General features: G+C 74.2%; 19 protein-coding genes. 9 read left to right on the top strand and 10 right to left on the bottom strand.

From position 1 onward, the window contains the following. Positions 1–60: 60 nt before the first annotated feature. From ACZ3YO_RS13755 to ACZ3YO_RS13745, 3 genes are read left to right on the top strand one after another with little or no spacing between them, the layout of a single operon-like run. Complete coding sequence (locus ACZ3YO_RS13755; protein WP_465568937.1) at positions 61–1,539, top strand: class I adenylate-forming enzyme family protein; 1,479 nt, start codon at positions 61–63, stop codon at positions 1,537–1,539. Beyond that, positions 1,536–2,666: a cytochrome P450 gene (locus ACZ3YO_RS13750; protein WP_465568935.1), complete on the top strand. Its 1,131-nt coding sequence runs from the start codon at positions 1,536–1,538 to the stop codon at positions 2,664–2,666. Before ACZ3YO_RS13755 ends, ACZ3YO_RS13750 begins: the two co-directional genes overlap by 4 nt. After that, the gene (locus tag ACZ3YO_RS13745; protein WP_465568933.1) at positions 2,657–3,583 is read left to right on the top strand and encodes an NAD-dependent epimerase/dehydratase family protein; all 927 of its coding nucleotides are present in this window, start codon (positions 2,657–2,659) and stop codon (positions 3,581–3,583) included. The genes ACZ3YO_RS13750 and ACZ3YO_RS13745 overlap by 10 nt, the downstream gene beginning before the upstream one ends. Positions 3,584–3,630: 47 nt before the next feature. On the opposite strand, the gene ACZ3YO_RS13740 is transcribed toward ACZ3YO_RS13745, so the two are convergent. Then, positions 3,631–3,831: a DUF5326 family protein gene (locus tag ACZ3YO_RS13740; RefSeq protein ID WP_396322933.1), complete on the bottom strand. Its 201-nt coding sequence runs from the start codon at positions 3,829–3,831 to the stop codon at positions 3,631–3,633. A 567-nt stretch (positions 3,832–4,398) separates the two neighbouring features. Here ACZ3YO_RS13740 and ACZ3YO_RS13735 point away from each other — a divergent pair. After that, the gene (locus tag ACZ3YO_RS13735; RefSeq protein ID WP_465568931.1) at positions 4,399–5,676 is read left to right on the top strand and encodes a hypothetical protein; all 1,278 of its coding nucleotides are present in this window, start codon (positions 4,399–4,401) and stop codon (positions 5,674–5,676) included. 48 nt (positions 5,677–5,724) lie between these two features. Here the strand turns inward: ACZ3YO_RS13735 and tenA are convergent, their stop codons facing one another. Then, entirely contained in the window at positions 5,725–6,393 is a 669-nt protein-coding gene (gene tenA / locus ACZ3YO_RS13730) for a thiaminase II (protein ID WP_396322936.1), read from the bottom strand. A gap of 111 nt (positions 6,394–6,504) precedes the next feature. Beyond that, positions 6,505–6,822 carry a cupin domain-containing protein gene (locus ACZ3YO_RS13725; protein WP_396322937.1) on the bottom strand — a complete coding sequence of 106 codons (318 nt, stop codon included), beginning with the start codon at positions 6,820–6,822 and terminating at the stop codon, positions 6,505–6,507. Between the two features lie 102 nt (positions 6,823–6,924). On the opposite strand from ACZ3YO_RS13725, the gene ACZ3YO_RS13720 reads away from it, so the two are divergent. Further along, the gene (locus tag ACZ3YO_RS13720) at positions 6,925–7,302 is read left to right on the top strand and encodes a phage holin family protein (protein WP_396322938.1); all 378 of its coding nucleotides are present in this window, start codon (positions 6,925–6,927) and stop codon (positions 7,300–7,302) included. A gap of 105 nt (positions 7,303–7,407) precedes the next feature. On the opposite strand, the gene ACZ3YO_RS13715 is transcribed toward ACZ3YO_RS13720, so the two are convergent. Both ACZ3YO_RS13715 and ACZ3YO_RS13710 read right to left on the bottom strand, forming a co-directional pair. Next, positions 7,408–7,827 carry an SsgA family sporulation/cell division regulator gene (locus tag ACZ3YO_RS13715; RefSeq protein ID WP_465568929.1) on the bottom strand — a complete coding sequence of 140 codons (420 nt, stop codon included), beginning with the start codon at positions 7,825–7,827 and terminating at the stop codon, positions 7,408–7,410. Between the two features lie 247 nt (positions 7,828–8,074). Beyond that, on the bottom strand, positions 8,075–8,239 hold the full coding sequence (locus ACZ3YO_RS13710; RefSeq protein WP_465568927.1) for a hypothetical protein: 165 nt from the start codon (positions 8,237–8,239) through the stop codon (positions 8,075–8,077). 328 nt (positions 8,240–8,567) lie between these two features. Here ACZ3YO_RS13710 and ACZ3YO_RS13705 point away from each other — a divergent pair, with 328 nt between their 5' ends. Continuing rightward, positions 8,568–9,122, top strand: coding sequence for an NUDIX domain-containing protein (locus ACZ3YO_RS13705; protein WP_465568926.1), 555 nt, complete (start codon positions 8,568–8,570; stop codon positions 9,120–9,122). Positions 9,123–9,169: 47 nt separating this feature from the next. Here the strand turns inward: ACZ3YO_RS13705 and ACZ3YO_RS13700 are convergent, their stop codons facing one another. From ACZ3YO_RS13700 to pdhA, 4 genes are all read right to left on the bottom strand, one after another. Further along, complete coding sequence (locus ACZ3YO_RS13700; RefSeq protein ID WP_465568924.1) at positions 9,170–10,885, bottom strand: globin domain-containing protein; 1,716 nt, start codon at positions 10,883–10,885, stop codon at positions 9,170–9,172. 219 nt (positions 10,886–11,104) lie between these two features. Beyond that, positions 11,105–12,457, bottom strand: coding sequence for a dihydrolipoamide acetyltransferase family protein (locus ACZ3YO_RS13695; protein WP_465569298.1), 1,353 nt, complete (start codon positions 12,455–12,457; stop codon positions 11,105–11,107). A gap of 5 nt (positions 12,458–12,462) precedes the next feature. Then, positions 12,463–13,425, bottom strand: coding sequence for an alpha-ketoacid dehydrogenase subunit beta (locus tag ACZ3YO_RS13690; protein ID WP_396323000.1), 963 nt, complete (start codon positions 13,423–13,425; stop codon positions 12,463–12,465). 83 nt (positions 13,426–13,508) lie between these two features. Beyond that, positions 13,509–14,651: a pyruvate dehydrogenase (acetyl-transferring) E1 component subunit alpha gene (gene pdhA, locus ACZ3YO_RS13685; protein ID WP_396322943.1), complete on the bottom strand. Its 1,143-nt coding sequence runs from the start codon at positions 14,649–14,651 to the stop codon at positions 13,509–13,511. Between the two features lie 148 nt (positions 14,652–14,799). Here pdhA and ACZ3YO_RS13680 point away from each other — a divergent pair, with 148 nt between their 5' ends. Continuing rightward, positions 14,800–15,261 carry an Lrp/AsnC family transcriptional regulator gene (locus ACZ3YO_RS13680; protein ID WP_396322944.1) on the top strand — a complete coding sequence of 154 codons (462 nt, stop codon included), beginning with the start codon at positions 14,800–14,802 and terminating at the stop codon, positions 15,259–15,261. 6 nt (positions 15,262–15,267) lie between these two features. On the opposite strand, the gene ACZ3YO_RS13675 is transcribed toward ACZ3YO_RS13680, so the two are convergent. After that, a complete protein-coding gene (locus ACZ3YO_RS13675; RefSeq protein WP_465549113.1) occupies positions 15,268–15,852 on the bottom strand; it encodes a TetR/AcrR family transcriptional regulator in 585 nt (194 codons plus the stop codon). Between the two features lie 174 nt (positions 15,853–16,026). On the opposite strand from ACZ3YO_RS13675, the gene ACZ3YO_RS13670 reads away from it, so the two are divergent. Together ACZ3YO_RS13670 and paaN are read left to right on the top strand one after the other, a co-directional pair. Further along, positions 16,027–17,295, top strand: coding sequence for a hypothetical protein (locus ACZ3YO_RS13670; RefSeq protein WP_465568922.1), 1,269 nt, complete (start codon positions 16,027–16,029; stop codon positions 17,293–17,295). A gap of 186 nt (positions 17,296–17,481) precedes the next feature. Continuing rightward, positions 17,482–19,182 carry a phenylacetic acid degradation protein PaaN gene (paaN, locus tag ACZ3YO_RS13665; protein ID WP_465568920.1) on the top strand — a complete coding sequence of 567 codons (1,701 nt, stop codon included), beginning with the start codon at positions 17,482–17,484 and terminating at the stop codon, positions 19,180–19,182. Positions 19,183–19,269: the final 87 nt, after the last annotated feature.

Raw genomic sequence — 19,269 nt, 5'->3', positions numbered from 1 at the left:
CTGACCGCTGACCGCCCGCCCAACGCCCGCTCACCGATCCCGCTCCGCTGAGGACACACCGTGCTCGACCGGCTCGCCCACGCCCTGCGCACCGTCCACCCCGACCGGCCCGCCGTGCTGCACCACACCCGCACCGGCGCGGCCAGGGTCCGGATCCGCCGCGGCGACCTCGCCGACCTCGCCGACGTCTACGCCGCCGCCCTGCACGCCCGCGGCCTCACCGACGGCGCCACCCTCGGCGTCGCCGTCCGCCCCGGCCCCGGGGCACTCGCCGTGATGCTGGCCGCGCACCGGCTCGGCCTGCGGATCGCCGTCCTCGACCCGGCCGCCGGACCGGACGTCCTCGCCGCCCGCCTCGCCCTCGCCCGGCCCGACCTGGTGCTCGCCGACGCCGCCGCCCAGGCGGTGGCCGGCTGGGCCGGTCCGCTCGCCCGCCGCGCCGACCTCGCCCTGCCCCGGCTGACCTCACTCGGCCCGGTCGCCACCCTCGGCCGCCGGCTGCCCGGCTGCGCGCCCCGGCTGCGGACCGGTGCCACCACCGCTCCCGCGCCCCGCACCGGCGGCCGCGACACCGACGCAGTGATCGTCTTCACCTCCGGCACCACCGCCCGCCCGCGCGCCGTCGTCCACACCCGGGAGGGGCTGGCGGCCGGCCTGCGGACGGTCACCGAGCTGGTCGGCCCCCGCCCCGGCACGACCGTGCTCGGCGGCACCTTCTTCGTCCTCGTCCCCTCCCTCGCCGCCGGCGCCACCGTCGCCCTCCCGGCCCGGACGCCCGCCGCGCTGGCCCGCCAGCTCACCCGGTCGGCACCGGCCCAGACCTACCTCACCCCACCCCAGCTGCGCGCCGCCCTCCGCTCCGGGGCACGCTTCCACGGCCGCGTCTGGACCGGCTCCGCCCCCGCCGACGCCGCCCTGCTGCGCCGGGTCAAGGAGGCCGGCGCCGACCAGGCCTGGGGCGTGTACGCCCTCACCGAGCTGTTCCCGGCCGCCGCCGTCGAGGAGGCCGAGAAGAGCGCCTTCACCGGCCCCGGAGACCTCGTCGGCGCACCCCTGCCGGGCGTCCGCACCGACCTCGGCCCGGACGGCGAGCTGCTGCTCACCGGCCCCGGCGCCCGCCACCGCTACCTCGGCGAGGAGCCCGACCCGTGGGTCCGCACCGGCGACCGCGCCGCCCTCGCCCGGGACGGCCGGATCGTGCTCGCCGGACGCCTCAAGGACATGGTGCTGCGGGGCGCCGAGAACATCTACCCCGGCCTGTACGAGCCGGCACTGCACCTGCCCGGCGTCGAACTCGCCGTCCTGGTCGGCGTCCCGCGCGCCGGCGCACCGGGTGACGAACGGCTGGTCGCCCTGGTCCAGCCCCGCCCCGGCACCGACCCGCACGGGCTGCGCACCGCGCTGCAGGGCCCGCTGGACCGGATGGGCTCCGCCCGCCCGGATGCGGTGCTGTTCGGCGAGGTGCCGCTGGCCGGCCGCTCCCGCAAGCCCGACCGGACGGCCGCCTCGGCCTACTGCGCACGGGAGTTGACCGCATGAGGACCGCCTCCACGACGCCCACCACCGCCTCCGCCGCGACCGCCGCCTCCCTCCTGACCGCCGCCTCCTCCCGGGCCGCCCGCCGCCGCGACCGCCGGGTCTACCTGCGCAGCCACCCCGTCCTGTTCGCGCTGCTCTGCGGCACCCGCCGCCGCCCGGTCCTCCGGCTCGGCCGGACCGTCCTGGTGCACGGCACCGACGCCTACCGGGAGACGCTCACCCGCGTCCCGCTCGACCGCACCGCACCCGGCACCACCGGCGGAGCCGCCTCCGAACTCACCGACGGCGGAATGCTCTTCGACCAGGAGGGTGACGAACACCGCTCCGCCCGCCGCGCGTTGGCCGCCGACCTGGCCGGGGGAGCGCTGGACCGGATCCGCCCGCACTGGCAGGCCGTGCTCGCCGAGCGCGTCCCGGCCCTCGCCACCGGCTCACTCGAACTCGTCGACCTCGCAAGGGAGCTGGCCGGCGTGACGGCCGCCGCACTGACCGGCTCCGACGCCGGCCCGCGCACGCTCGCCCGGGCCGCCGCCGAGGCCGCCGCGGCCGCCGCCGGCGACCACCTGCCCGGCCCGCGCCTCCCCGGCCGCCGCGCCGCCGCCACCGCAGCCGCGGCCGAACTCACCGCCCTGCTCCCCGACCCGCTCCACGCCATGCTCACCGTCGCCGCCGTCAACACCACCGTGGCCGCCCTCCCCCGCGCCGCCGCCTGGTGCGCCGACGCCGGCCTCTGGCCCGCCGTGGACGCCGCGACCGCACCCCGGCTGGCCGCCGAACTCCTCCGGCTGACCGCCCCCTCACCGCTGCTCCCCCGGGTGGCCGCCGCCGACGCCACCGTGGCCGGCTACCCGGTCCGGGCCGGCGACCGGCTGGTCCTGGTCGCCCGGCACGCCGCCCAGGCCCACCGGACCGCCCCCGCCACCACCGCGTCCGCCACCCAGGCCGTCTTCGGCGCGGGCCCGCACGCCTGCCCCGGCGCCGGCCTGGCCCGCGCCCAGCTCGCCGACCTCCTGCTCGCCCTCGCCCCCCACCGCCCGGTGGTCGCCCGCGCCCGCGTCGACCGCCGCTCCGCCCTGCCCGGCTACGCGGAGCTCACCGTCCACGCGGGGGCCGGCCGATGCGGATAGCCGTCACCGGCGCCGGCGGCTTCTGCGGCTCGCACGTCGCCCTCGCCGCCGCCGCACTCGGCCTCGACGTGCACTGCTACGGCCGCTCCCCCGGGCCGGTCGGCCGGCACGTCCGCTGGGACGCCACCGTCGAGGAGCCGGACCTGACCGGCGTCGACGTGGTGGTGCACTGCGCGGCAGCCGTCGCCGACCTGCCCCCGGGCTCCCCCGGCGAGGCCGGCCAGTACGCCGTCAACGTCACCGGCACCGAACGCCTGATGCGCGCCGCCGCCGGCCGCCCGGTCGTCTGGGTGAGCAGCGCCAGCGTCTACGACCCCCGGATCGGCCGCGAATCCGTCATGGAGCACCACCCCACCGACGGCGGCCACCTCAACGCGTACGGGCGCACCAAGGCGGCCGGTGAACGGATCGCGCTGGCGGCGGGCGCCGTCGTGCTGCGCCCGCGCGCCGTCTACGGGCCGGGCGACCCGCACCTCGCCCCGCAGCTGCTGGCCCGCGCCCGCCGCGGTCTGCTGCTGCTCCCGGGCGGCGACGTCCGGATCAGCCTCACCGCCGTGCAGAACCTCGCCGACGCCTGCCTGGCCGCACTGGGCCTGACCGGTCGCGCCGCCTGGACGCCGGGCGCGTACAACATCGCCGACGGCCGGCACTACCGGCGCGACGACGCCGTCCGCAGGGTGCTCGCCGCGCACGGCGTCCGGGCGCGGATCGGCCACGTGCCCGCACCCCTGGCCCGGCTGGCCGCCCGCACCGGGCGTCTCCCCGGCCTGACCCCGTACGCGGTCGACCAGCTCGCCCACAGCGTCACCCTCGACCTCTCCCGCGCCCGCGCCCAGCGCTGGCAGCCGTTCTGGGACCTCGACACGGTGCTGCTGCTCGACCGGGCCGCCCGCACCGGCGTGCCCGCGAACGACTGACGCCCGCACCCCCGCCGACGGGGTACGGGCGTCCGAAGGGCCGGTGGCTAGCTCTTGGCGGCCTTCTTCACGAGGATCACGACGGCGGCGGCGATCCCGACCACCACCAGCAGCTTGAAGGCCAGGCTCAGCAGCGCGCCCACCACGCCGAAGACGAATCCGATGACGTTCCAGGCCAGGATCAGCACCAGCACCGGGACGACGATGTTGCGCACCCACGAGGGCAGCGACTTCCAGAACTCAGCCATGTCCGTTCCTTCTCTCCCCTCGGGCCGGCTGCCGTCCGGTGCCGCATCCCGCTTGCTTTCGATACTTCGATCGTACGGGGACGCAAGTGCCGGAACGAGAGCCAACGGCCCGGAGAGAACCCGGAGATCGCCCCTGACCCCGCCCCGGGGGGAAACCCTCGGAATGTGCGCGGGAACACCCCGGAAAGATCTTCGAAACCGGCAGCGACCCACCGGCGGGTCGCACGTCTCTCAGTACACGGACCTCCGGGGGGAGTTCGGAGGTCACTGTCCGAGGGGATTCCCGTCATGCGTGTTCGACCCGCCCTCTCCGTGGCCGTGCTCACGGCCCTGAGCCTGACGCGCCCGTCGCCGCGGGCGCCGCTCCGGCCGCGGCCCCTCACGTCGCCCCGGCCGCGGCCCCGGCGATGATCCGCCCGGCGGCCCGTTCCCCCGGTGGGGGCGGGCCGCCCGGCGCGGCCGGGTAAAGGTTCGCCCGAGCCCCACAACCTTTTCCCCGCCCGTCGGTCTACCCAGGCAGAGACCTCCGGGTCGAGGCCGGAGGCTGCCGTCGCAGGGGGAGTCCGCATGCGCGCAAGACCCGCCACCGCCCTCGCCGTCCTCACCGCACTGGTCCTCACCGGGCCCGCCGTCCTCGCGGCCCCGGCCGCCCTCGCCGCCCCGGCCGTCGTCGCCGCCCCGCCCGTCGTCGCCGCCCCGGCGGACGACTTCACCACCCCGGCCGGCTTCACCGGGATGAGCCCGACCCGGGTACTGGACACCCGGGACGCCCTGTTCGTCCCGAACGGCCAGCAGCGGCCGCTCAACCCCGACGAGTACTACACGACCCCGCTCGTCGCGTTCAGCTCGCACATGCCGCCGGCCACCTACCCGGTCGTGCCCGCCGACACGACGGCGGTGGTGGTCAACGTGACCGCCACCGACCCGACCGCCGACGGCTACCTCTCGCTCAGCGCGGCCGGCCACCCCGGTACCGTCCCGGCCACCTCAAGCCTCAACTTCACGGCCGGCAAGACGGTGTCGAACCTGGTCACCGTCGCGGTCGCCCCCGGCACCAATCCGGCGATCACCGTCTACAACCACGCCGGCACCACCGACGTCGTCCTGGACGTGGTCGGCTACTACCGGGCCGGTGCGGCCGACAAGTACGCGCCCCTGACGCCCTCGCGGCTGGTCGACAGCCGAACCGACGGCGGCCGGCTCGGCTGGGGCGGCGTCCGTTCGGTCCAGGTCGCCAAGCCGGAGCTCGGCACGGCCGACGCCCGCGCGGTGATCCTCAACGTCACCGCCACCGAAGGGACCATGGACAGCTACCTGACGGTCTACCCGACCGGCAGGGAGCGGCCGTACGTGGGCTCGAACGTCAACTTCGCCCCGGGACGGACCGTTGCGAACCAGGTCGTGGTCCCGGTCGGCGCCGACGGGAGGATCGACGTCTTCAACCACGTCGGCTCGGTGGACGTCGTCGTCGACCTCGTCGGCTTCTACGGCCCCTCCGGTGCCGGGCTGTTCAGCGCGCTCACCACCCCGGTCCGGGCGTACGACACGCGGAGCTCGACGCCCCTGGAACCCGGCGGCACCCGCACCGTCCCCGTGGTCCAGAACCACCTCATGGGCGCGGCCCTCAACGTGACCGCCACCGAGCCGACCACCGACGGCCACCTCACGGTGTACCCCGCCGCCGCGGCGGCCAGGCCTGACACGTCCAGCCTCAACTTCACCGCCGGCCAGACCGTGGCCAACTCCGTCACCACCAGAACCGACGGCGGACTCGTCAGCATCTACAACAACGACGGCTACACCCACGTGATCGCCGACCTCACCGGCGTCTTCGTCGCGGGCTGACCGCGTCCGTGCGTTCCCTCCCCGCGCGGCCGCGGGGAGGGAACGAGGTCAGACCGGCCAGGTCTCGCCACGCCAGGCGGCGTCCCAGAACATCCACTCGTACCGCGAGGTGGTGGTGAAGTGCTCCACCACCCGGCGGCGTTCGGCAGGGGAGATCTCCTCGCCGAGCCGGTCGGTGAGCGCGAGGACCCGGCGCACCACGGACTGGAACGCCTCGTCGCCGTAGGTGGCGATCCACTTGGCGTACAGCGGGTCGGGGGAGCCCTTGGCGAGCAGTTCACCACCGACCCTGGCGTAGATCCAGTAGCAGGGCAGCACCGCGCCGACGGCCTCCGCGAAGGAGCCGCCGTAGACGGTGGCCAGCAGGTAGCTGGTGTACGCGCGGGTGGTGGGCAGCACCGGCTCGGCGGCGGCCGCCTCCGCGCTGCCGCCGAAGGCGGTCATGAAGTCGGCGTGCATGCCCTGCTCGGCCGCCAGCGCGCCGACCGCGTCGTCGGCGAAGGCCCGCACGTCCTCCTCGCCGGGCGCCTTGGCGGCGCAGACGGCGAGCGCGCGGGCGTAGTCGCGCAGATAGTGCGAGTCCTGGACGACGAAGTGGCGGAACGCCTCGCGCGGCAGGGTGCCGTCGGTGAGACCGCCGATGAAGGGGTGGTCGAGGATCTTGGCGTAGACCGGCTCGATCGCCGCCCAGAGTTCTTCCGTCAGGCTCAGGCTCATACCCCGACCCTAACCGGGCCGCCGCCCCGGCCACGGAGCCGTTCAGTCCTCGGGCGGGGAGCCGTTCAGCCCCCGGCCGCGGAGCCGTTCAGTCCTCGGTCGCGGACCCGTTCAGTCCTCGGGCGGGGAGAACACCACCAGCACCCGCAGTTCCTCGGTGATGTGGTGGAACCGGTGCGGCACGCCCGCCGGGACGTAGACCACCGTCCCGCGGGCGACCGTCGTGGTCTCGTCGCCGACGGTCAACTCGGCCCGGCCGCTGATCACCTGGTAGATCTCGTCCTGGGCGTGCGCGGTCTGCGGATCGGTGTCGCCGGGGGAGAGCGCGTAGAGGCCGGCGGACATCCGCGGCTCGCGCAGGAAGCGCAGATAGGCGCCGTCGTTGGCGGCGCGCTCGGCGTCCAGTTCGTCCAGCCGGAACAGCTTCATCGGGGGCGCCTTCCTCGTCCTGGCCCGGGTCCTGGGGCATTCAACACCAAACATGCCGGTCCAGACCTTCCCCCCGCCCGACCGGCCTGCGACGCTGGCCCCATGAAGGGTTTCGTCATCAAGACACTTATCAACGCGGCCGCCATCTGGGTGGCCGCCTGGATCGTCACCGGCATCACGCTGACCGGCGACGACTGGCAGCACAAGACCCTGACGGTGATCGCCGTGGCGCTGGTCTTCGGCGTGGTGAACTGGCTCATCAAGCCGGTGGTGAAGCTGTTCTCGCTGCCCCTGTTCATCCTCACCCTGGGGCTGATCACCTTCGTCATCAACGCCCTGATGCTCTGGCTGACCTCCTGGGCCTCGGACAAGCTCAACCTGGACTTCCACGTCGACGGCTTCTGGGCCGCGCTGTTCGGCGCGCTGATCATCAGCCTGGTCTCCTGGGGCCTCAACCTGGCGCTCGGCGACGACGACTGAGCCGCCGCCCGTGGCGCCCCGTACGAGCAGCGCCCCGTGCGAAGGGGCCCGCACCCGGTTCTCACCGGGTTCGGGCCCCTTCCGCCGTTCCGGCCGGGCGACCGGTCACCGCTCACACCCTCTGAGGATGTCCGCGAGCTGGGCGTCGAGTTCGCCGCCGGTGAGCTCCTGCCCCATCGGCACCAGCCGGTCGGTGCGGGCCAGGAAGGCGATCAGCGGGGGCGCGGAGGCGCGCAGCACGGCGTCCCCGCCGGGGGAGTGCAGCACGATGCAGACCTCGGAGAGCTCCTCGCCGACCGGGTGGATGTGCACGTCGCCCTCGCCCGCCGGCCCGCTGATCCCGTCGAGCAGCAACTCGCGGGCGAAGACCCAGCTGACCGGCTCGTCGCCGGGCAGGTGGAAGGTGCACCGGAGCGCGTACGGGTCGACGGGGTCGTAGCCGAGGTCGACCACGATGCGGAAGGAGAGCTCGGGGGAGACCACCAGGTTCATCAGCAGGTGGCCCTGGATCGTGCTGTGCTGCATGGCGCCAGTACCTCTCGTTCTGCCGGGAAGTGCGGGCCGTGGGTCCGCGGGTGGCCCGGCATGTGCAGTTCGCTGACATGGGAGGGAGTGCGGCTGTGCGGGCCGTGCGGCCGATTTGACGGTTTTGCGCCACCTCTCCCCGTTCCGCCCTCATCGTCCATGCCGGGGAACGCGGTGGACAAGGTGTGCTTCTTCCGACGGTGCACGAGGGGGATCGGGGTGGGCAGCCCATGGGGCACGAGGAGGGTCAGAGGACGGAGGGCGGGTTCATCGCGCCGACACTGCGGGGCAGTTGCCCGGCGACGGCGGCCAACCGGCCGGCCTGGGCGACGGGTGGGGAGACGGGCGGGGAGACGGCCGTGGGCTGCCGGCCCGTGCGCGACGGTGTCGTGCGGTCTGCGATCTGATCCATGGCCACACCCAGCCCCCAGCCCGAGTCATTGCACAGCAGGGCATGCGGAGTGAGGTGCTCCGATTCGCCCGATAGTGGCTCATTGCAGCACAGGGAGCACGCGGCTGCAATCACTCTCACACCGTTCTCTCGGTAATTTCCTTGGAATCAAAGGAAAAAGTTCGGACTTTGCCGATAATTACATGATCTGCATAACGTTCATCTTCACTATCCCAGATCCATCGCCGCCGTGAGCACCCCGCTGACGGACGGACCCGCACGCCCCGGTGTTTCGGCCCCCGCGGCCTGCGGGAGACTCCCGCACAACGCTCCAGCCCCGGAGGTCGCCATGGGCACCCCGCCCCGCCCCGTCGTCAAACGCACCGCCCGGGCGATCCTGCTGGAAATCGACCCGGACGACCCGCACGGCCCGGCCTCGATCGTGCTGATCAAACGAACCCGGCCCGGCTCCCCGCACCCGTACTGGATCACCCCGGGCGGCGGCGTCGAGGATGGCGACCGCACCGTCGTCGACGCCCTGCACCGCGAGGTGGACGAGGAGCTCGGCGGCAAGGTGGTGGACGTCGTCCCCGCCTTCGTCGACACCGTCAGCCACACCCACCCCCACCCTCCGGGCGGGGGGACCCCCGTCGACGACGGCACCGTGCTCCACCCGCACGGGGTCAAGGTGCAGCACTTCTTCGTCTGCCGGCTCGCCTCGATGGACCTCACCCGGCGGCACGGCCCCGAGGTGGAGGAGCCCAACGGGGAGTACGAGGTGGTCCGGCTGCCCTTCACCCGGGAGGGCGTCACCTCGGTCAACGTCGTCCCGCCCAGCCTGCGCGCCTACCTGGCGGCCAACATCGAGGGCGTCCGCGCGCTGCTCGCGCCCGACCTGGGCTGAGCCCGGCCCGCCGTCGGCCCGGGCCCTCCCCGGGCCGAGCGCACCGGTCAGCCCGCTGCGAGGTCCCCCACCAGGTCGTGCCGGATCCGGTCCGCCGTCACCCCGGCCCGCAGCAGCACGCCGACCCCGCGCCGGACCATCGCGGCCGGCCCGCTGAGGTACGCCTCCCGGCCGGCCCATGGTCCGAACCGGCCGACCACCTCGGGCAGTTCACCGGTCAGCGCCCCGCTGCCCGAGGCGCCGGGTCCGGACAGCACCGGGCGCACCGAGAGCCACGGGTGGCGCCCGGCCAGCTCGCGCAGCGCCTCCAGCTCGTACAGCTCCCCGGCCTGCCGGGCGCCGTAGAAGACCTCCACCGAACGGCCGGCCGCGCCGTGCGCGGCCACCTCCTCCACCAGCGCCCGGATCGGCGCGATGCCGGTGCCGCCGCCCAGACAGAGTAGGTCCGCGCCGGCCGCGTGGTCGACGGTCATCGCGCCGGCCGCCGGGCCCAGCCGCAGGACGTCCCCCGGCGCGGCCCGGTGGACGAGCGCGTTGCTCACCCAGCCCGCCTGGACGGCCTTCACGTGGAAGGTCAGCAGGCCGTCCGGCCGGGGCGCGGAGGCGAACGAGAAGTGCCGCCAGACCCTCGGCCACCAGGGCGTCTCCAGGCCGGCGTACTGCCCGGCGCGGTACGGATAGGCCTGGTCGGGGCGGACGGTGAGCACCGCGACGTCCCGGGTGCGGAGCTCGTGGGCGACCACCTCGCCCTGCCACCACGGCGGCGAGGTACGGGCGTCCTCCTCGGCGGCGTCGATCATGATCGAGGAGACCAGCCGGTACACCCGGCGCCAGGCCAGCTCGGTCTCGGCGTCCCAGCGGCTGCCCGCGTACCGGGCCAGCGCCTGCACCAGGCACTCGCCCACCGGGCCGTAGTGGCCGGTCAGCGTCCCGTACCGGCGGTGGCCGCGGCCGAGCGCGCTCAGGTAGGTGCGCAGGCCCTCCGGGTCACCGGCGCTGCGGGCGGCCATCAGCAGGGCGCGGAAGAGGCGGTCCCGCTGGACGTCCATGGCGGCCGGGAAGAGCGCGCGGATCTCGGGGTGGTGCAGGAAGATCAGCGCGTAGAAGTGCGCGGTGGCCCGGTCGGCGACCGGCTCGACCACCGCCAGGCTGGTCCGGATCAGCTCGATGTCCCGGGCGGTGGGCGGCTGTTCGGCGGCGGTGCGGAGGTCGGGCGCGGGCGCGGCGACCTGCACCGGGCGGGCGTCACCGAGGGTCTGCAGTGCCCAGGCCCGGCTCATCGGGGTCCCCTCGGCCGGAGGCTGGGGGAGGTCGCCCGGACCGGCCCAGTTGAGGCCGGGCGCGTGGGCGAACAGCGGCTCGACCACGGGGGCGGGCGGCCCTGCGGGCGTGGACGGCGCCGGAACGGCGGGCGGCCGGGCCGGCGGGTCGGGGATCGGCAGGGCGGCGGCCACCGGTGCGAGGACGGCGGCCGGCGCCGACACCGGCGGCAGGTCCGGCGGGTCCAGCGGCATCGGCGGGAGCACCATCGTGGCGTCCGCCCCGACGCCGGGAGCGGCCACCGGCGTGACGGCCGGAGCCGCGACGCCCGGAGCGCCGAGCGACGCGAGGTCCGCCACGGGCTCCGGCACGCTGTCCGGCGTGACGTCGGGCAGGGCGCCCGGCGTGGCGCCCGGAGCCGCGACGCCCGGCATCCCGGGTACGGCCGCGACGCCCGCCGAACCGTGCCCGCTACGGACCAGAAATGTTCTGCGGGACTTCACCGCAGCGTTTCGAGTACCCAAGAGAATCGTTTCGCCTCCGGCCGGCCTGCGCCACCACCTGGCTTGTCTCTGCTGACGCCCAGGCAGCGTGGCACGCCCGAAGTGCTCATCCGACAAATCGCGCGAAGCCCGGACACCCGCCCTCCGCACGCGCTACTCTCAGTCGATCTGCGGTCGCCTTGCGTGGCGGCGCGGCCACGCAAGGCGATCACCCGCAGGTCACAGCTGTCGCAGCAGCATCCCCGGCTGCTCCACGCAGTCCGCGACGAACCGCAGGAACCCGCCCGCCGTGCCGCCGTCGCAGACCCGGTGGTCGAAGGTGAACGACAGCTGCGTCACCTCGCGCACCGCCAACTCACCCTGGTGGACCCAGGGTTTGGCGACGATCCGGCCGACGCCGAGCATCGCCGCCTCGGGGTGGTTGAGGATCGGGGTCGAACCGTCCACGCCGAACACCCCGTAGTTGTTCAACGTGAACGTCCCGCCGGTGAGTTCGGCCGGCGTCAGCGAGCCGACGCGGGCCGCCTCGGTCAACCGGCCGAGCTCGGCGCCGAGTTGCTCGGTGGAGAGCTGCTGGGCGTCCCGCACCACGGGGACGACCAGGCCGCGCTCGCCCTGCGCGGCGAAGCCCAGGTGCACCGCCGAGTGTCGCAGGATGCCCGAACCATCCTCCGTCACACTGGAGTTGAGCTCGGGGAAGCGCGCCAGCGCGACCGTGCAGATCCGGGCCAGCAGCGCCAGCACGCTCACCTTCGGCCTCGGGGTGGCGTTCAACTGCCGCCGCAGTGCCATCAGTTCGGTGGCGTCGGCGTCGACCCAGCAGGTGGCCGCGGGGATCTCGCGGTGGCTGCGGGTGAGCTTCTCGGCCACCGCCCGACGCAGTCCGCGCAGCGGGACGACACCGTCCGCGGCCGCCGCCGTGGCCGTGGAGCCCGGCGCGGCGGCCGGAGCGGGCAGCGACTTCGCCGCGGCCGCCCGTTCGACGTCCGCACGCATGATCAGCCCGTCCGGGCCGCTGCCGGTGAGCGCCGCCAGGTCGATCCCGTGCTCCCGGGCCGCCCGCCGCACCAGCGGCGAGATCACCGGCACGACCACCGGAGCCAGGGCAGCCACCGGGGCCACCGAAGCCGGGGGAGCCACCGGGGCCACGGGAGCCGCCGGAGCGGCCACAGCCACGGCAACGGGAGCAGGAGCCGTCGGCACCCCCACCCGCCGCCGCCGGCCGCCCCGGTCCGGCTCGGCGACGCCGTACCCGACCAGCGGCCGCTCCACCTCCGCGGTGACCGGCCGTCCGGCCGCCCCGAGGCCCTCCGCGGGCCCCTCCGCAGGCGCCACCGCGACCGTCACCAGCGGCGCGCCGACCGCCACCTCCTCGCCCGGCTCTCCGTACCGGGCGGTGACCACCCCGCCGTACGGGCAGGGCACCTCGACCACGGCCTTGGCGGTCTCCACCTCCACGACCGGCTGGTCGACCGCGATGACGTCGCCGACCTCGACCATCCAGCGCACCACCTCCGCCCCGGTGAGTCCCTCACCGAGGTCGGGCAGGGTGAACTCGCGCACGACGGGCATCATCCTCAGTCCTCCCACTGCAGCCGGGCGACCGCGTCCAGGATCCGGTCCACCCCGGGCAGGTGGTGGTGCTCCAGCATCGGCGGCGGGTACGGGATGTCGAAGCCGGTGACCCGCAGCACCGGTGCGGCCAGGTGGTGGAAGCAGCGCTCGGTGACCCGGGCGGCGATCTCCGCGCCGGTGCCGCCGAAGCCGCTCGCCTCGTGCACCACGACGGCGCGGCCGAGCGAGCGGACCACCCGGCAGACCGTCTCGTCGTCGAACGGAACCAGGGTCCGCAGGTCCAGCACCGCGAGGTCCCAGCCCTCGGCCTTCGCCGCCTCGGCCGCCTCCAGGCAGACCGGCAGCGAGGGCCCGTAGGTGATCAGCACCGCGGACGTCCCGGTCCGCCGCAGCACCGCCCGGCCGATCGGCTCGACCGGCGCCGACGGGTCGAACCCGGTCTTGCCCCAGTAGAGCCGCTTGGGCTCCAGGAAGACCACCGGGTCGTCGGAGGCGATCGACGCCCGCAGCAGGCCGTACGCGTCGGCCACCGTGGCCGGGGTGACCACGTGCAGGCCGGGGGTGGCGGTGTAGTACGCCTCGGAGGCGTCGCTGTGGTGCTCGACGCCGCCGATCCCGCCGCCGTACGGGATCCGGACGGTGATCGGCAGCGGGAGCTTGCCGGCCGTACGGTTGCGCATCTTGGCGACGTGCGAGAAGAGCTGCTCCAGCGCCGGGTAGGCGAAGGCGTCGAACTGCATCTCCACCACCGGGCGCAGCCCGTACATCGCCATGCCGATCGCGGTGCCGAGGATGCCCGCCTCGGCCAGCGGGGTGTCCAGACAGCGGTCCGGTCCGAACTCGGCGGTCAGCCCGTCGGTGATCCGGAAGACGCCGCCGAGCGCGCCGACGTCCTCGCCGAGCACGTGTACGGACGGGTCCTCGCGCAGGGAGTCGCGCAGCGCCGCGTTGAGCGCCTGCGCCATGGTGGCCGTGCGCGGGGCGTCGGAGGAGTGCCGCGCGGCGGCCCCGCCGAGGGTGGCGGCGGGCGTCGGGTGGGCGGTCTGGTTCATCGGTCGTGCACCTCGGCCTCGGCGGCCAGCTCGGCGGACAACTGGGCGGCCTGCTCCCGCAGTTGCGGGGTGGGCTCGGCGTAGACGTGGGAGAACAGGGCCATCGGGTCCAGCTCTGCGTCGGTGTGGAACTCGGCCCGCATCCGGGCCGCCAGTGCCTCCGCCTCGTCGGCCGCCTCCTGCACCAGGGAGTCGTCCAGGACGCCGAGTCCGCGCAGGTGGCGTTCCATCAGCAGGATCGGGTCGTGCTCCCGCCAGGCGGTCACCTCGGTGTCGTCCCGGTAGCGGGTGGCGTCGTCGGCGTTGGTGTGCGCCTCGATCCGGTAGGTGAGCGCCTCGACCAGGGTCGGGCCGCCGCCGGTCCGGGCCCGCTCGACCGCCTCGGCGAGCACGCTGTGCACCGCGGGCGCGTCGTTGCCGTCCACCAGCCGGCCCGGCATGCCGTAGCCGACGGCCTTGTGGGCCAGGCTCGGCGCGGCCGACTGCGCGGTGAGCGGGACGGAGATCGCGTATCCGTTGTTCTGCACCAGGAAGACGACGGGCGCCCGGAGCACCGCGGCGAAGTTCAGCGCCTCGTGGAAGTCGCCCTCGCTGGTGCCGCCGTCGCCGAGCAGCGCCAGCGCGACCACCGGCTCGCCGGCGAGCCTCGCGGCGTGCGCCAGCCCGACGGCGTGCGGGGCCTGGGTGGCCAGCGGCGTGCAGAGCGGGGCGGTGCGGGTGGCACGCGGGTCGTAGCCGGTGTGGGCGTTGCCGCGCAGCAGGGTGAGCGCCTCCAGCGGGTCGACCCCGCGGGAGACCACCGCGAGGGTGTCGCGGTAGCTGGGGAAGAGCCAGTCGCGCTCGCCGAGCGCCAGCGCGGCGGCGACCTGGCAGGCCTCCTGGCCGGTGGAGGCCGGGTAGACGGCGAGCCGGCCCTGCTTGGTCAGGGTGGTGGCCTGCTGGTTGTAGCGGCGGCCGACCACCAGGCGGCGGTAGAGCTCGCGCAGCAGCGCGGGGTCGTACTTCTCCAGCTCGGGAGTGCCGAGCACGCGGACCGGCGAGGCGTCCGGGAGCAGGGGCGCCGGGTCGGTGCGCGGGGCGGTCGCCCCGGGCAGCCAGCCGGGCACCGCCGTGTGGTGTCTGTGGTCGAGAACGGTCATCTCGGGCACCTCCAGGGGTGGCGGGGGCTCCCTACCGATTGTTCGGTCGTCTGTTCATCTTGACCAGAAGCGTGACAAGGTGCTGGACAATCGGCCCGGGTGGCGGTCGACTGGTGGCATTGCGTCCAATCAGCAGGGGTGGGGGGTCATGTCGACTGAACAGACGTCCAGGCTCGACCGTGTCGACCGGGCGATCCTGCGGCTGCTGCAGCAGGACGGTCGCGCCTCGATCCGCTCGGTGGCCGAGCGGGTGCACGTGTCCCGGGCGAATGCGTACGCCCGGATATCCAGGATGGTCGAGGACGGCGTCATCCGCGGCTTCACCGCCCGCGTCGACCACGAAAAGGCAGGTCAGGGCGCATCCGCGTACGTCACCCTGAAGATCGTGCAGAACTCCTGGCGGACGGTCCGCGAGCAGCTGCTGGCGCTGCCCGGGGTGGCGCACATCGCCCTGGTCGGCGGGGACTTCGACGTGCTGCTGCTGGTGCACACCGCCGACAACCACGCGCTGCGGGAGCTGGTGCTGGGCAGCATCCAGTCCATCCCGCAGGTGCTCGGCACCCGCACGATGCTGGTCTTCGAGGAGACGGACCAGGTCCCCCCGGACTGAACCGGCCTACCGGGCCCGCAGCCCGTCGAAGGCCAGGTGGACCACCGCGTCGGCGACGCCGTCGGCCGCCCTGAGACCCGGCCGGTACCACTCCACGATCGAGTTGATCATGCCGAAGAGCAGCCGGGTGGCCAGCCGCGGCTCGACGTCCGCCCGCAGCGCACCGTCCGCGACGGCCGCCCGCAGCAGCTCGGCGACCTGGTGGTCGAACTCCCGGCGCCGCTCCAGCGCCCACTGCTCGGTGGCCGTGTTGCCGCGCACCCGCAGCAGCAGGGTGACGTACGGCAGCTCCGCCAGCAGCACCTCCGCGGTCCGCCGCACCACGTGCTCCAGCCGCTCCACCGCCGGGCCGCCGACCGCACCCGGCTCGGCGAGGATGCCGAACAACCCGTCCAGCGCCCGCCCGACGGCGAGCCGGAGCAGCTCCTCCTTGCCGCGCACGTGGTGGTAGATCGAGGACTTGGAGATGCCAGCCGCCCGGGACAGGTCCTCCATCGAGGTGCCGTCGTATCCACGCTCGTTGAAGACGTCGACGGTCACCGCGAGCAGCGACTCCACGGTGTAGGCGGTGCGCGTGGTGTGATCGGCCATCCTCCGAGTATCCCCGCCCCCGCTGCGCCGGACGTGATCGGGTCGGGTGGTCCGTGCCGGCTCCCGGTTGGTCCGCACCAACTCCGCGACCGCACGTTCTAGACTCGGCGGACGATCGTCCAAGGCCAGCAGGGTGGGGTCCAGTCTGATGAGCGAGCGCAGCGAGGTAGGGGCATGAGCGCAATACCGGCAGTCGCCTCCGACGTTCCCGAGCAGCGCAGCGACGACCCGGGATCCGCGCCGGAGTCAGGCCTGCGCGAGCGCGCCCGTGCCCTGGCCCTCCGGTTCGGGCCGGCCGTCTGGTGTTACGCCGTGCTCAAGCTGCTCGGCTTCACCGTCTTCATGAAGCTGTTGTCGTTCTCCGGCGACTACCTCAAGAAGCACCCCCGGTTCGGCGGCGGCGCCAACCCCTGGGACGTCCTGGCCAGCTGGGACGGCTGGTGGTACCAGCAGATCGCCCAGTTCGGGTACCACCCGGCCCTGGTCCCGGTCCCCGGCGGCCTCCCCGGCTTCACCATCGAGCAGAACTCGGCGGCCTTCTTCCCGCTCTACCCGGGGCTGATGCGGCTGGTCTCGGACGGCACCGGGCTCGGGCTGTACGGCGCCGGGATGCTGGTCTCGGTGGTGGCCTCGTTGTTCGCCGCCGCCGGCATCTACGCGGTGGTGGACAAGCTGGCCGGTCCGCGGGCCGGCGTGATCGCGGCCGGGCTCTGGGCGATCGCCCCGGGCTCCGGCGCCGAGTGGGCGCTCTACTCGGACTCCCTGTTCGTCGCGCTGGCCGCCTGGGCCTGCTACTGCGTGATGACCAAGCAGTGGATCGCCGCCGGCGTGATCACCCTGGTCGCCGGACTCAACCGGCCGACGTCCGCGGCACTGATCGGCGCCGTCGGCCTGGCCGCGCTGGTCGAGCTGTACCGGCGGGAGAGCGGCGTCGCCCGCCCGCTGACCGCGATGCTGCTGGCCCCGATCGGCCTGCTCGGCTACGTCGGCTGGGTCGGCTGGCGGACGGACGACTGGGGCGGCTACTTCAAGCTCCAGCACGATGCCTGGCTGCACTACTTCGACTTCGGCCACGGCACCTTCGAGGCGATCCGCGGCGTGCTGCTGGGCCGGTCGGACTACCCGTTCGCCTGGCCGGTGACCGACCTGCTGGCCACCCTGATCGTGCTGACGCTGCCGGTGCTGATCGTGCTGCTGGTCCGGCTCCGCCCGCCGCTGGTGCTGACCGCGTACACCCTGGCCACGATCGTCTCGGTGCTCGGCAGCCTGGGCATCTTCGGCAACACCTCGCGCTACCTGCTGCCGGCGTTCCCGCTGCTCATCGCGCTGGCGGTGGCGATGCGCAAGCTCAGCTGGCCGGTGCTGGCCGCGGTGCTCGGCACCGGCGCGCTCGCCTCCGGCTGGTACGGCGGGTACGTGATCTTCGAGCTGGGCATTCCGTAGGCCGCGGGCTCAGGACTCCTACGGGGGCGCGTCCACTCCGGACGCGCCCCCGTCTGCGTCCGGCAGCCGCCCCGCGCCGGGATCGGGCCGCGCCTGCGAACTGCGGTCGGACGGACCCTCTTGAGCCGACCGATCGTTCGGTTACTCTGTGACGTGTCCCGTCCTCCCCTCTGAGGAGCGCACACCATGTCCGCAGCGGTCACCCACCCCCTCGTCGCCGAGCTCGCCGAACGCCACCAGGCCACCCTGGACGCCGCGCTCGCCGCCGCCGCGAAGCGCGACTACTGGTCGCCCTACCCCGAGTTCCCGAAGGCCTACGGCGAGAGCGGGGCCGCGGACGGCAAGGCCGCCTTCGAGGCCCTGCTGAACAACCCGTTCTCCCTCGATCACCACCCCGCCGACGGCGACCTGGTCGGCGGCGAGGCCTCCCCGTACGGCGTCGAGCTGGGCATCGGCTACCCGCACGCCGAGCCGGACGCGCTGATCGCCGCGCTGACCGCCGCCCGGCCCGGCTGGGCCGCCGCCACCCCGCTCGACCGCGCCGTCGTCTGCCTGGAGATCCTGGCCCGGATCAACGCCCGCTCGCACGAGTTCGCGCACGCGGTGATGCACACCACCGGCCAGGCGTACGGCATGGCCTTCCAGGCCGGCGGCCCGCACGCGCAGGACCGCGGCCTGGAGGCGGTGGCCTACGCGTACGCCGAGCAGACCCGGCTGCCGCGGCAGGCCGGCTGGTCCAAGCCGCAGGGCAAGCGCGACCCGCTGGTCATGACCAAGGAGTTCACCGTCGTCCCGCGCGGTCTCGCGCTGCTGATCGGCTGCAACACCTTCCCCACCTGGAACGGCTTCCCCGGCCTGTTCGCCTCGCTGGCCACCGGCAACCCGGTGCTGGTCAAGCCGCACCCGCGCGCCATGCTGCCGCTCGCCCTGACCGTGAAGATCGCCCGCGAGGTGCTCGCCGAGGCCGGGTTCGACCCCAACCTGGTCTGCCTGGCCGCCGAGCACGAGGGCGGCACCGTCGCCCAGACGCTCGCCGTCCGTCCCGAGATCAGGCTGATCGACTACACCGGCTCCACCGCCTTCGGCGACTGGCTGGAGGAGAACGCCCGGCAGGCCGAGGTCTACACCGAGAAGGCCGGCGTCAACACCGTCGTCGTCGACTCCACCGACGACTACCGGGGCATGCTGAACAACCTGGCCTTCTCGCTCTCGCTCTACAGCGGCCAGATGTGCACCACCCCGCAGAACCTGCTGATCCCGCGCACCGGCATCGAGACCGACCAGGGCGCCAAGTCCTACGACGACGTGGTGACCGACCTCGCCGCCGCCATCGAGGGCCTGCTCTCCGACGACGCCCGCGCCGCCGCCCTCCTCGGCGCCGTGGTCAATCCCGGTGTGCTCCAGCGCACGGTCGCCGCGGCCGGCGGCGAGTACGGCGAACTCGCCCTCGCCCCGCGGGTGGTGACCTCGCCCGAGTTCCCCGCCGCGACCGTCCGCACCCCGGCGCTGATCAAGCTGGACGCCGACAAGCCGGACGACCGGGCGGTCTTCCGGAGCGAGTGCTTCGGCCCGGTCTCCTTCGCCGTCGCGGTCGAATCCACCGCCGCCGCAGTGGAGTTGATGCGTGACACGGTCCGCACCCAGGGTGCGATGACCGCCTCCGGCTACACCACCTCGCCCGAGGTGGAGTCGGCCCTGGTCGAGGCCGCGCTCGACTCCGGCGTCTCGCTCTCGCTCAACCTCACCGGCGGCGTGTACGCCAACCAGACCGCCGCCTTCTCCGACCTGCACGGCACCGGCGCCAACCCGGCCGCCAACTCCGCCTACTGCGACGGCGCGTTCGTCGCCAACCGGTTCCGCACCGTGGAGGTCCGGCGCCACAGCTGAGTCACCCCCTCCGGGCCCCGGCGGCACGACGCCGGGGCCCGGAGATTCACAGCCCCACCCCGGGCAGCGATGATGGAGCCGGGAGAA

The organism is Kitasatospora sp. NPDC022785, assembly GCF_055561295.1.
This window is presented reverse-complemented; position numbering and strand designations above follow the sequence as displayed.